At 65.8% G+C, this 12228-nt stretch carries 12 protein-coding genes; 9 read left to right on the top strand and 3 right to left on the bottom strand.

Annotation, left to right across the window (positions count from 1 at the left end):
- Positions 1 to 62: 62 nt before the first annotated feature.
- The 3 genes from NM2_RS39395 (at position 63) to NM2_RS39385 (ending at position 3493) form a co-directional block, all read left to right on the top strand.
- On the top strand, positions 63 to 764 hold the full coding sequence (locus NM2_RS39395; RefSeq protein ID WP_067680634.1) for a GAF domain-containing protein: 702 nt from the start codon (positions 63 to 65) through the stop codon (positions 762 to 764).
- A gap of 121 nt (positions 765 to 885) precedes the next feature.
- Complete coding sequence (locus NM2_RS39390) at positions 886 to 2604, top strand: GAF domain-containing sensor histidine kinase (protein WP_067680602.1); 1719 nt, start codon at positions 886 to 888, stop codon at positions 2602 to 2604.
- An 85-nt stretch (positions 2605 to 2689) separates the two neighbouring features.
- Entirely contained in the window at positions 2690 to 3493 is an 804-nt protein-coding gene (locus tag NM2_RS39385; RefSeq protein ID WP_067680599.1) for an SAM-dependent methyltransferase, read from the top strand.
- A 115-nt stretch (positions 3494 to 3608) separates the two neighbouring features.
- Here the strand turns inward: NM2_RS39385 and NM2_RS39380 are convergent, their stop codons facing one another.
- The gene (locus NM2_RS39380; protein ID WP_067680596.1) at positions 3609 to 4175 is read right to left on the bottom strand and encodes a YbhB/YbcL family Raf kinase inhibitor-like protein; all 567 of its coding nucleotides are present in this window, start codon (positions 4173 to 4175) and stop codon (positions 3609 to 3611) included.
- Between the two features lie 126 nt (positions 4176 to 4301).
- Between NM2_RS39380 and NM2_RS39375 the strand changes: the two genes are divergently transcribed.
- The 5 genes from NM2_RS39375 (at position 4302) to NM2_RS39355 (ending at position 9184) form a co-directional block, all read left to right on the top strand.
- Positions 4302 to 5099: a hypothetical protein gene (locus NM2_RS39375; RefSeq protein ID WP_067680593.1), complete on the top strand. Its 798-nt coding sequence runs from the start codon at positions 4302 to 4304 to the stop codon at positions 5097 to 5099.
- Between the two features lie 206 nt (positions 5100 to 5305).
- On the top strand, positions 5306 to 5776 hold the full coding sequence (locus NM2_RS39370; protein ID WP_067680590.1) for a lipocalin-like domain-containing protein: 471 nt from the start codon (positions 5306 to 5308) through the stop codon (positions 5774 to 5776).
- Positions 5777 to 6487: 711 nt separating this feature from the next.
- Positions 6488 to 7495: a helix-turn-helix transcriptional regulator gene (locus tag NM2_RS39365; RefSeq protein WP_157121678.1), complete on the top strand. Its 1008-nt coding sequence runs from the start codon at positions 6488 to 6490 to the stop codon at positions 7493 to 7495.
- A gap of 219 nt (positions 7496 to 7714) precedes the next feature.
- Positions 7715 to 8413: a M24 family metallopeptidase gene (locus NM2_RS39360; protein WP_067680584.1), complete on the top strand. Its 699-nt coding sequence runs from the start codon at positions 7715 to 7717 to the stop codon at positions 8411 to 8413.
- Between the two features lie 102 nt (positions 8414 to 8515).
- Positions 8516 to 9184 carry a DUF899 domain-containing protein gene (locus NM2_RS39355; protein ID WP_067680581.1) on the top strand — a complete coding sequence of 223 codons (669 nt, stop codon included), beginning with the start codon at positions 8516 to 8518 and terminating at the stop codon, positions 9182 to 9184.
- Positions 9185 to 9205: 21 nt separating this feature from the next.
- On the opposite strand, the gene pgm is transcribed toward NM2_RS39355, so the two are convergent.
- On the bottom strand, positions 9206 to 10840 hold the full coding sequence (gene pgm, locus NM2_RS39350) for a phosphoglucomutase (alpha-D-glucose-1,6-bisphosphate-dependent) (protein WP_067680633.1): 1635 nt from the start codon (positions 10838 to 10840) through the stop codon (positions 9206 to 9208).
- 187 nt (positions 10841 to 11027) lie between these two features.
- Positions 11028 to 11432 carry a DUF190 domain-containing protein gene (locus NM2_RS39345; RefSeq protein ID WP_245718441.1) on the bottom strand — a complete coding sequence of 135 codons (405 nt, stop codon included), beginning with the start codon at positions 11430 to 11432 and terminating at the stop codon, positions 11028 to 11030.
- 480 nt (positions 11433 to 11912) lie between these two features.
- Between NM2_RS39345 and NM2_RS53520 the strand changes: the two genes are divergently transcribed.
- Entirely contained in the window at positions 11913 to 12137 is a 225-nt protein-coding gene (locus NM2_RS53520) for a cytochrome P450 family protein (protein WP_067680578.1), read from the top strand.
- Positions 12138 to 12228 lie beyond the last annotated feature (91 nt).

Raw genomic sequence — 12228 nt, 5'->3', positions numbered from 1 at the left:
AACAGTGCGAATTGTCGAAAGGGTTTGTTGTGCAGCCGGAGTTGGTAGATCTGTTGTCGCAGATGACGGCGAACCTCGTCCGCGACGCGGATCCTGCGGGCATCCTTCCGCTGACCGTCGACACCTGTGCCCGAGTGCTCGATGCCGAAACGTCTGCGGTCATGGTCCTGGACCCACGCGGCGGGATGCGCGTGCTGTCGACCGCCGACGACCGCCCCATCCTGGTTCGGCTGCTGGAGACCCACGCCCACGACGGTCCATGGCACGACAGTGCTACCGACCAGGATGTGGTTGTCGCCGATGACATCGACCGCGACGACCGGTGGCCGGGTCTGACCGCCGATGTCCTCGCCGCCGGGTATCGCGCGATCCACGCGATCCCGATGATCCTGGGAGACCAGGCAGTGGGCAGTTTGTCGCTGTTCTACCGCGAACGCGCGGGTCTCGCACCCGGCCATCGGGCGCTGGCCCAGACCCTGGCCGATCTGACAACCCTGTCACTGTGTCAGGAAAGCGATGACACCCGGTACGAGTTGCTCGCCCGACGAACCCTCACCGAACTCGACGACCGGGTCCGCTACGAACACGCGCTGGGCATGACCGCGGGGCGATTGAACACGGACATCGACCAGGCCACCGCGATCCTGCGAAGCCAGGCCCGTATCCGCGGCGTGCCGTTGGCCACGCTGGCCCGGCGCATCACCGACGGCACTTTCGACTGGACTCAACTCGATCCGCCGCAGTCTCAGCCACAGCGGCCATGACCGACGACGTCCTGCCTGACCCGGAGAGTCTCATCGCGAACAAGCCCTGAGGCTAGACTGTGATGGCGTTCCGAATGTGCAGGCACTCGGTGCAAGAAACCTTTGCGGAAGAGGGGTGCGAATGCCCCGGTCGTCGGATACCAGCAGGTACTCGGTCCGCGAAACGCTGTCGCAATTGAGGTTGCGGGAACTGCTCGATGAGGTGAAAGAACGGATCGACCAGATCAGCGATGCCCGGGACAGGATAGACGGCCTGGTGGAGGCCATGCTGACGGTCACCTCCCGGCTCGATCTGGACGACACCCTGCGAACGATCGTGCACACCGCGACAACGCTCGTCGGCGCCCGCTACGGCGCGCTGGGTGTGCGTGGGCAAAGGCACGAACTGACCCAGTTCATCTTCGAGGGCATCGACGACGATCAGCGCGCCCTGATCGGTGATCTTCCACAGGGACGCGGCGTTCTCGGCGTATTGATCGATGAACCGAAACCGATTCGGCTCGAGCGCATTTCCGATCATCCGGCATCCGTCGGATTTCCCCCGAACCACCCGCCGATGCGCACCTTCCTGGGCGTGCCGATCCGTATCCGCGACAAGGTGTTCGGCAATCTCTACCTCACCGAGAAGGTCACCGGCCAGCCCTTCACCGATGAAGACGAGGTCGTCGTCCAAGCGCTCGCCGCGGCGGCCGGCGTCGCGATCGACAACGCCCGTCTGTACGAGTCGTCACGCGCGAGGCACGCATGGATCTCGGCGACCCGCGATCTCACCGCGGAGTTCCTCGAAGGGGCCGGCTCCAGGGAGGTTCTCGGTCACCTCGTCGGCCACGCCCGGCAGCTGACCGCCTCGTCGCACGCGCTGCTGGCGATCAGCCCTGATATGGACGTTCCCGCCGATCGCGTCACCACGCTGGAGATCGCCGCCGCCGCACCGGCCGAACTGCTCGAACGGCAGATCCCGATCTCCGACGTCGACAGCGAGATCGGCGCCGTCTTCCGGACGCGGAACCCGCAGCGGCTCGCAGCCGGGCCCGGAGAGGAATTGCTCGGCGACGGACCGGTACTGCTACTGCCGCTGCACGCGCGTCGAACAGCCCTCGGCGTGCTGATCGTCACCAGACCGGCCGACGCGATGCCCTACAGCGATGAGACCCTGGACCTGGCCACCGGTTTCGCCGCCCAGGCGGCAGCGGCCATGCAGATGGCGGCCGCCCGGGAGCGGGTGCAGGAATTGACCGTACTCGCCGATCGCGATCGCATCGCGCGTGATCTGCACGATCAGGTCATCCAGCGATTGTTCGCGGTCGGACTGGGGCTCCAGGGCACCATGTCGCGCAGCAACAAGCCGGAGGTACGGCAACGCATCGCCGCGGCCATCGACGAGTTGCAGGAGGTCGTGCAGGAAATCCGCACCACCATCTTCGACCTGCAAGGCGAGCATCTCGCACTCGACGAGCTGCGATGCCGCGTGGAAGAGGTGGTCCGTCAGCACACCGCCGATTCACGGATTTCGGCAACTGTGCGGATCGTCGGCCCGTTGTCCACCGTCGCCACCGAACTGACCGACCACGCCGAGGCCGTGGTCCGGGAGGCGATCAGCAATGCCGTGCACCACTCGGACGCCGACCGGCTCGCCGTCGAGATCCGTGTGGGTGACGACCTGAGCGTCGTGGTCGAGGACAACGCGACCGGCGTAGCGCCCGAATCGGCCCCGGGCAGCCTGGCCGATCTGGCGCGCCGCGCCGAGGAATACGGCGGCTCCTTCGAGATCACCGCCGCGGCGAAGCCGGGTGACGCCGGTCCGGGCACACGCCTGCAGTGGACTGTGCCATTGCGCTGAGGCTCGTGCCGATGTGTAACCGTTCGGTCGCGACCGGGTGAATCATGTAGCGGCAGAACGCATCCGACCACTACAGTGCGCACACGTGACGACCGACGACGATACGACCGATTTCGACCCCAGTACCGCGCACACCGCCCGCGTCTACGACTATTACCTGGGCGGCAAAGACCATTTCAAAGCCGATCGTATCGCCGGGGAGCATGCCGAGCGGGTGCATCCGCATGTGCGCACCTCCGCGCTCGAGAATCGCAAATTCATGCTGCGCGCAGTGCGCTACCTGGCCGGGCAGGGGGTGCGGCAGTTCCTCGACATCGGCACCGGTATCCCTACCGAACCCAATCTCCACCAGGCCGTGCAGGAGATCGAGCCGGCCGCGCGAGTGGTGTACGTCGACAACGACCGCTTGGTCCTCAGCCATGCCCGCGCCTTGATGACCGGCACCGATGAAGGCCGCACCACCTACGTCCACGCGGACGTCCGGCACCCCGATTCGATCCTGACCGCACCGGAACTACTCGGCACCCTCGACCTGTCGCAACCTGTCGCGGTGTCGGTGATCGCGATCGCGCACTTCCTCGACGACCCCCAGGATCCCTTCGGCATCGTCGACCAGCTCATGGCCGCGGTCCCGGCCGGGTCGTATCTGGTGATGTCCCACGCGACAGCGGATTTCGGGCCGGAGATGGGAGAAGTCGCTCGCGTGTACCGCGAGTCCGGCATGACCGCCCAGGTCCGCACACACGACGAATTCGCCCGCTTCTTCACCGGCATGGACCTCGTCGACCCGGGGATCACCACACCGCACCGGTGGCATCCGGACATAGCCCCCTCCGAGACCATGGATGGCCAAGTCCAGTTCTATGCCGGAGTCGCCCGCAAGAACTGACCTCGACCTTCCGTCATGGTCGACTCCTGTGGCCGGAAGTAGTTGCCGCGCAACGAATTCAGCTGGAGAAATGTCCTCGGCGAACTCGGAATCCGTAGCCGCCGAGGACATTTCGCTAGCGGATTTCGTATGTGCCGTCCAGCCGGGCACGGCCGATGACGTGGCCCGTGATGGCGGCGGTCACCTCGTCGAGGGTGCAACCGGCCGCCAGTCCGAGGGGCCGGTCGAGGGCGAAGAGCTGGAAGACATAGGAGTGCGGTCCGTGTGATCGGATCGGCATGGGCCCGGCCCAGCCGCGACGGCCGAGCGGGCCCTTGCCGTGCCGGATTCCCGGGATCGGGCTCGGGTCTGCGAGGGCGTTCTCCGGGATCGCTTGCAACGCGGGGTCGATGCCCAGCGTGATGGCGTGGGTAGCCGGTTTGCCGAACGGGACGTCGGGGTCCTGCACGATGAGCACGAGCTCGACAGCGCCGGTCGGCGGCGATGTCCAGGCGAGGGCGGGAGAGATGTTCGCGCCGAACAGCTTGCCGCGGTGCTTTTCCGGTATGGGCGCCTCGTGGTCGAAGGCGGGGCTGGTCAGGGTGAAGTTCTCCGGCGCCTGCAGGTCGGGACGAGCCCAGACAAGGGTGTGGTGACCGGCGCGCCGGTTACGTAGTGCGATACCGAGGGGATTCGGGGGCATATGAGAAAGATATCGTCGCCCGAGCCGCAGCACTGTTCACTGACGACCAGGGCCGGAATGTGTCCTGAATCACTCCTCGGCTCTACTCTGGAAGTACCGGAAAATTGTTGCGGTCGAGGAGAACCCATGATCGACATCATCACGTTGCGAGGAACCGGAGAGACACGGAACGCGGACGGATCGCCCGCGGGCATGCTGGCCTCGATCACCGACCTACTGTCGACCGACAGTTTCAGTTTCTTCGAACCCGATTGGCCCGCCTCGGTCGGCCCGGACCCGGATCTGTGGGGACCGTCGTTGAACACCTCGGTGCGACTGGGCACCGCCGCGGGAGTGCAGGCGATTCAGCAATCACCGAATATCTGTGGGCTGCTCAGTTATTCGCTGGGCGGGATCTGCGCCAGCCGGATCCTCGAGGGGGTGGCGTCGGGGCAGTACACCAACACCGACGGCAGTCCGCTGGAGATCGCCTTCGCCGTCTTCATCGCCAATCCGCTGCGCAAGGCGGGAGATTCGGTGGACAACCTATGCCCGGCAACGACATTCGGCCTGCACGGCCAGCGCGGAACCTGGCCCGCCCAGGTCGCGACCCGGGAGTACGCGAATCCGGGCGACATCATCACCGCCTCACCGGCCGATTCGCCGCTCCGCATCATCGACGTGGGAATCTCGCCCTTCTCCTTCGTCGAGGGCGCGCGACTGGGCAATGTCGGCTATCTGATCTTCGCCCAGCTGCTGGAATTCCTGACGTCGAACCCGCTGACCAACTTGCAACGCTATACGGAGGCGGTCAACGGCGTGATCGGCTACCTCACCCCGTACCCGCAGGGCCAGCACGTGCTCTACTCCGCGCAGAACATGCCGGGAACCGGCGTGCCATGGACAACCGCGGCGGCGAACTACATCACGACCGACTTCGCGTAATCGAGCTCGATCGCCCTGTTCCACACCTCCGGACCGGAATCCTCGTTCGAGAGCTTGTCGAAGTAACCGATAGCCGTTAGATTAACTGCGCGCAGCCGACGAACCGCCGGTGGGACCGTGGCCACCGCCGGTTGGCTCGGCAGATCTCGAGTTCGGTCCCTACTCTGTACTCGCGATGTGCCGTGAGTCGAAAGGAAGCGCATGGCATGAGCACCGACAGCGTCTCCATCACCGATCGGATCGTCGGATCCTGGCAACTCGTCGAGTACTCGACCACGTCCGAAACGGGAGAAATCAGTCACCCGCTGGGCCCCGACGCGCGCGGCCTGATCATCTATTCGGCGGACGGGTTCATGTCGGCGCAGATCATGCGCCCCGGCCGGACTCGGTACCGCTCGCCCAATGTGCACAGCGGCGACGTGGCCGAACGCGGCGAGGCCGCCGGCGGCTACCTCGCCTATTCGGGGCCCTACCACGTCGACGAGGAGAACTCCGCCGTGTGGCACGAGATGGCGGTGTCGCTGTATCCGAACTGGATCGGCAACGACCAGAAGCGAAACGTCCACTTCGACGGCGACCTGCTCACCCTGTCGTCCGACCCCCTCGTCTTCCGCACGACCACCTTGTCCCCCGCACTGGTCTGGCGCCGAGCACAGCCCGCACGGACGACGTCGTGAGCGGCTGGTCTCGCCGAGGACCGGGCACCCATGCCACCGCGATCGACGGCGGCCGACAATAGGTTCCCGGCGTGCCCCAACCGGTCGCATGGACGCTACCGGTGCACGATCTCGCTGACGTCCGCAGCATGACGCCGACCGACCTCGGAGCAGCGATGGGGTGATCACCGATCTGGCGATTCCACTCCCCGCGGCCGTGCTGGGCCAACTCCTCGGTCTCGCCGCGACCGAACGCGCAGCCCTATTGGACTGGGCCACTATGACTCTCGCACCGTCGGCGACCCCGACGCGTGCTCGCGACTGCGTACCAGCGCGGTGCCGAGGCAGGAGTGTCCGCCGTATCACTCGCTGGCCCGACAGCCGACTCGCCGTGCAAGAGAGCGAAATCGCCTGGCGTTCCGGATTCCGGCATCGCGGCCCGGTCGCACTTCCCGTAGAGCCGGGTTGATCACAACGCCGATCTGGTTCCCGGCGAGCCTATCCACTCGTATTATGTGGAGCGACAGCACATTTCACGGCCTACCACATCGACATCACCCGCTGATGCCGCTGTTCGACGTGCCGCCGGCGAAAAGTGCTGCGGCATCCGATCGATCCTTCGTACCCTCTCGCCCTGCGCGAGCACGCGTGTAGCCCTACCATCGCTGGGCGGGGTGAGACCGGCGGAAGCGGTTTTGCGCGAACGTTTCCGGGCGCGAAGGGGTGGTGATCGTGGCGGCGCATGGCACGGACGCCGGTGTGCGTTACGGGGTTTTCCAGACGTCCATCGGGGCCGATCTACCCGCGGTCGACCGGATCGACATGTGGCATGAGCACGTCGGGCACAACCACGGCCCGGTCCGCACCCGGATCGAGTCGCCGGAGGGGTTCCAAGGCTGGACATGGACGCAACAGGCCCTGACCACACCGGACAGCAACGATCCCAACAAGCTACAGCTCGTCGAATTCGGCTCCAGCGCTATCGAATACACCCGTAGCGACGAAATCGCGAAGAATGCCGGAGACGACAGTGCCCGGCTGCTCATTCCTCTCGACGGACAGGTACACCTCGCCCAATGCGACCACGCCGTGAGCCTCGGGCCGGGTGAGATCGGGATTGTCCGATGGGACCGGGAAATGGCCATGTCGCACGGGGACGACGCTCGTGCCTATATCCTCAACATCCCCGCATACGCGCTGCCACCGGCTCGTGGACCCCGGGGGCCGTTGGGAATCCAGCCCAAGAACTTCATCCTGAACAACATCCGGCGCATGATCTACAGCCTGGCGGCCGATCGCCGGACGGTGACCTCGACGGAGTTCGTCGAGTTCAGTCGAGCGATCATCGATCTGGTCGGGGGAACCCTGGACGATCGGCGTGCCCCGGAACTGGACTCGCATGCCAGACTGGCGGCGGCCGCCCGGCGACGCATCCACCTGTACAGCCACGACCCGGACCTGACCGTTCGCACTCTCGCGGAAGGTCTCGGAACATCGAGACGGCGACTCGAGACGGCGATGAAGAAGGTCACCGGGCGCTCACCCGGTCAGGAATTGCGTGAAACCCGCCTGAGACGAGCATACGAACTGCTTGCCGACCCGGGCGCCACACAGGACGTCGTAGACATCGCGACCTCGTGCGGATACAACTCCCTGAGCGGCTTCAGAGCCTCGTTCGTCGACAGGTTCGGCCTCCTTCCCGGAGAGGTGAAGCATCGGGCTCGGCAGTCTTCGAGCTGAGGCGGTCCCCACCACGGCCTCAGCCCCGACAACCGGTCGCCGACGATCACCGGTCATGTCAAAACGTTAGTCAGCGTGGATGTTTCGGCGGAACCGAATTTGCGCAGACGTTTTTGCGCACTGCGTGCCCGGGACACGACGCTGACCTGCCCGAGTACTGAATTTCGCTCCGGTGGAATACTGCGGACGAGCCGTACCCTCGACACCTGGAGTCCGCGTATGAGAACACCGAAGACTGCGGAATCGGAACGCATTTCAGCGCTGTTGGACGCCGAGGCCAAGGCAGCGGCCCTGTTCGACGAGGTCGTCGCTCGCGGCATCATCGCACCGGGTGCGACCGAGTCCGCGGTCAGCGACGCGGTCCGGGATCTGGCCGCGGAAATGTTCGGCACGAGCAGGTTCTGGCACAAGCGCATTGTGCGGTCCGGGATCAATACCCTCGAGCCCTACCGTGAAAATCCGCCGGACCGGGTCATCGGCGAGGACGACATCTGCTTCCTGGACTTCGGGCCGGTCTTCGCCGAGTGGGAAGCCGACTTCGGCCGCACCTACGTTCTCGGCGACGACCCCGCGAAACTCTCCCTGCGAGACGCCCTGGAACCGCTCTGGAATTGGTGCCGCGAGTACTTCGAAACCCGTCCGGACATCACCGGGGAGCAGCTGTACGCCGCGGTCATCGAGCAGGCCGAGAAACGGGGATGGAAGTTCACCGCCGCCATAGCCGGGCATCTGGTCGGGGAATTTCCACACAAGCAGATTTCCGGAACGGACATCACCTGCTACGTCGCACCCGGATCGACCACGCCGATGCGCCGCCTCGACCCCACCGGCAAACCCTGCCACTGGATCCTGGAGATCCACCTGATCGACCCGGAACGAAATATCGGCGGCTTCTTCGAGCAGTTGCTCGACGTGTGATCGCCGGGCCGGCAACAGATGTCGAGTTGCGCTCCGCCGACCCGATGAATTCGCCGGCCGCGTCTCGTCCTACCTGAAGGAGAATCGCTCGAAAGGAGCACCATGCCCGCACACGACATCGGGACCCGGGAACAATGGCGCGCGGCGTACGAGGATCTGCGTGCGCGGGAGAAGGAATTGACCCGGCGCTCGGACGCCCTGGCCCGGCAGCGCCAGGCACTGCCGTGGGTGCCGGTCACCGAGGAATACCGGTTCGAGACCAATACCGGCGAGAAGACCCTGGCCGAGCTGTTCGACGGTCGATCGCAGCTGATCATCAGGCATTTCATGCACGGCCCGAAAACACCGGAGGGCTGCCCGGGCTGCACCTTCGAGACCGACAATCTGGTCGGCGCGGTCCCCCATCTGGCCCACCGCGACGTGACGTTCATCCTGGCCTCCCGCTCCCCCCTGGCGACGCTGAACGCCTACAAGAAGCGTTTCGGCTGGGACATCGAATGGGTCTCTTCCGGCGAGAGCGGTTTCAACGACGACTTCTTCGAGATCATGCGCACCCCGGCCGAACACCGCCCGCCGGGAAATATGCTCGACATGATGGAACTGATGGCACTGAGCTGCTTCGCCCTACAGGACGGCGTCGTCTACCACACCTACTCGACCTACGACCGCGGCACCGACGCCCTCAACGCCACCTGGCAACTCCTGGACCGAGCCCCCCTCGGCCGCGGCACCACCTTCACCGACTGGCCCCGCAAACGCGACGAATACTGAGCGAATCCCGTCACCGCCGCCTCACCCCAGCGCGTGACCCACGACCTCTTCCGCTGCCGCCTGCACCTGGGCGAGATGCTCCGGGCCCTCGAAGGATTCGGCGTAGATCTTGTATTTGTTCTCGGTGCCCGAGGGGCGGGCGGCGAACCAGGCGTTCTCGGTGCTGACCTTGACCCCGCCCAGAGCCGCGCCGTTGCCTCGGGCGCGAGTCTGGATGGCGGTGATCTCCTCGCCGGCGACCTCGGTCGCGGTGATGTCGTCGGGGGTCAGGGCCGCGAGGCGGGACTTCTGGTCGGGTGTGGCGGCGGCGTCGATTCGGGCGTAAGCCGGTGAGCCGTAACGCTTTTCGAGCTCGGCGTAGCGGGCCGAAGGACTCTGGCCGGTGACCGCGGTGATCTCCGCGGCCAGCAGGGACAGCAGGATGCCGTCCTTGTCGGTGGTCCACACGGTGCCGTCGTGCCGCAGGAAGGATGCGCCCGCGCTCTCCTCGCCGCCGAAAGCCAGTGAGCCACTGAATAATCCGGGCACGAACCACTTGAATCCGACGGGCACCTCGTGCACCTGACGCCCCAGCACGCTCACCACCCGATCGATCATCGAGGAGGTCACCGCGGTCTTGCCGATCTTGGTCAGCGCATCCCAGCCCATCCGGTTGGCGACCAAATATTCGATCGCCACCGCGAGGTAATGGTTCGGATTCATCAGTCCCGCATCGGGTGTCACCACGCCGTGCCGATCCGCGTCGGCGTCGTTGCCGGTGGAGATGTCGTAGTCGTCGCGGATGGCGACCAGCGAGGCCATCGCGTAGCGCGAGGACGGATCCATCCGGATCTGGCCGTCGGCGTCCAGGGTCATGAACCGCCAGGTCGGGTCGACGAACGGATTGACCACCTCGAGTTCGAGGTCGTACCGCTGCCCGATCTCCTCCCAGTAGTCGACGCTGGCCCCGCCCATCGGATCGGCGCCCAGGCGGATGCCCGCACCGCGAATCGCGTCCAGATTCAACACATTCGGCAGATCGGCGATGTAGTGGTCGAGATAGTCGTACCGCTCGACGCTGGTCAGCAACGCGTGCTGCAACGTGGTGCGTTTGACCCCCACCAGGCCGCCGCGCAACAGCTCGTTCGCGCGATCGGCGATGGCATCGGTGGCGACGGTGTCGGCCGGGCCGCCGTGCGGCGGATTGTATTTGAAGCCGCCGTCCCGAGGCGGATTGTGCGAGGGGGTGACCACGATGCCGTCGGCCTGATGACGCGCACCGCCCCGATTGTGCCGCAGCACCGCATGACTCAGCACGGGCGTGGGCGTGTAGCGGTCGCGGGCGTCGATGATCGCGGTGACCTCGTTGGCGGCGAGCACCTCGAGCGCGGTGGTCCACGCGGGTTCGGACAGCGCGTGCGTGTCGCGGGCCAGATACACCGGACCGGTGATGCCGCGGGTCGCACGGTATTCGACGATCGCCTGGGTGACGGCGAGGATATGCGCCTCGTTGAACGCGCAGTCCAGGCTCGACCCACGATGTCCCGACGTACCGAACTGGACCAGCTGCGCGGGCTCCGACGGATCGGGAATGCGCGCGTAGTAGGCCGTCACGAGATGTGGCAGATCCTCCAGATCGGTGGCCCGTGCCGGCCGTCCGGCTCGATCGTGGGCCATGGTCGGGCCTCCTTTCCGTGTCGCCTGTGCCCGGCTGGTCATCAGGATCACGGCCACACCCACTCTGCGAGAGTCGCTCCGGCGGCGGCCGCCGTGCCCAGACGTTCTACCGTAGCGAATCGCGCTGGGTTCGCACGATCCACCGGAACCGGGGTGCCCGGACCACAGGGTTGGGGGCCGTCGGATGTCACCGGCGGCTCCCGGCGCCGCCGGTCCAGATCTGTACCGGCGACAGCGCGACGGTGCCGATGTCGAACAGTTCGGCGTTGCCGGAAACGAATTCGCGCAGCCGCTCGGCATCGTCGATGATCATCACCATGACCGGCAGGTTCTCGGCCAGATCCAGCAGCCGGGTGGTGTGGATGCGGGAGGAGACCCCGTAACCCTCCATGCCGCGCCACACACTGGCCCCGGCCAGACCCGCGTCACGGGCGCGACGGACTATCTCGTGATAGCGGGGACGGTGCTTCCAGTGATCATCCTCACCGAGCAGCACGGTGAGCCGGGCAGCGGGCCGCCATCGCGGATCGGGCTGCCATGCATCGGCTTCCGTCATGATCTCCACGACGGGGTCCGTCTGTTCCTCACTCATCGCGTACCCCCAATCCTCGTGCCCGCGTACCCGGTTGCCTCGAGCCCTGTGTCATCGCACCGTCCCTCGCACCGCCCTGTGCCATCCATCGTGCCCTCGTCGGCGCGCAGCCGCCCGAACCTCCCGAAAGGCGACCGCACACGAACGCCACCGCAGTTCTGCCGGAGTACCCGCAGCGGCCTCGCACCGCCGGGAAATCACCTACCCCGGTCCGATGATCGTCGGATCATGCTAACTGTCAGCGATCGCCACCGGTCGGCTCGGTCGGCACCAACGGTTGGCCGACGATCGCCGCACGCTCCCTAGCGGCAAGTTCTTTCAGCAGATTCGGAGCGAAGACTCGATTCGATCGCTCCGGATCGTGACATTCGGCCCGCGTGAAGATTCCGTCCGGCACTCGCTTTCGGCTACCGCAGGGCAACCCGTCCCCTGCTGTTCCCGGACGGCCACCGGGGCTGGCTCGTCACCGGTTACGAGACGGTGCGCCGCCTGCTCGCCAACACCCGGTTCAGTTTCATGTTGTCGCTCGGCACTTTCGCGCTGCTGGAGCATCCCGAGCAACTGGCCGAACTGCGCGCCGATCCGGATCTGCTGCCCGACGCGATCGAGGAGCTCATGCGGTATCCGTCGGTCGCGTCCACCAACTGCCGGTCACCTGGACCACAACGACCCGGTAGGACATCTGCCCGACGCACCGTCTCCTGAAACTTCCCCACCCTCAACGCATCGTTGCGACCCCCTGGACAACGCACGTGGCTGCACCCATAAGCACCAACGCAACCACCTCACAACGTGC

It is taken from the genome of Nocardia miyunensis NBRC 108239 (assembly GCF_001613065.1).
Taxonomy (GTDB): domain Bacteria; phylum Actinomycetota; class Actinomycetes; order Mycobacteriales; family Mycobacteriaceae; genus Nocardia; species Nocardia miyunensis.
This window is presented reverse-complemented; position numbering and strand designations above follow the sequence as displayed.

Coding starts and splice junctions, on each gene's coding strand:
- NM2_RS39355 (WP_067680581.1), top strand. CDS start 8,516: ATGCCCGCACACGACATCGGGACCCGGGAACAATGGCGCGCGGCGTAC.
- NM2_RS39380 (WP_067680596.1), bottom strand. CDS start 4,175: ATGCCCCCGAATCCCCTCGGTATCGCACTACGTAACCGGCGCGCCGGT.
- pgm (WP_067680633.1), bottom strand. CDS start 10,840: ATGGCCCACGATCGAGCCGGACGGCCGGCACGGGCCACCGATCTGGAG.
- NM2_RS39360 (WP_067680584.1), top strand. CDS start 7,715: ATGAGAACACCGAAGACTGCGGAATCGGAACGCATTTCAGCGCTGTTG.
- NM2_RS39370 (WP_067680590.1), top strand. CDS start 5,306: ATGAGCACCGACAGCGTCTCCATCACCGATCGGATCGTCGGATCCTGG.
- NM2_RS39345 (WP_245718441.1), bottom strand. CDS start 11,432: ATGAGTGAGGAACAGACGGACCCCGTCGTGGAGATCATGACGGAAGCC.
- NM2_RS39390 (WP_067680602.1), top strand. CDS start 886: ATGCCCCGGTCGTCGGATACCAGCAGGTACTCGGTCCGCGAAACGCTG.
- NM2_RS39375 (WP_067680593.1), top strand. CDS start 4,302: ATGATCGACATCATCACGTTGCGAGGAACCGGAGAGACACGGAACGCG.
- NM2_RS39395 (WP_067680634.1), top strand. CDS start 63: ATGACGGCGAACCTCGTCCGCGACGCGGATCCTGCGGGCATCCTTCCG.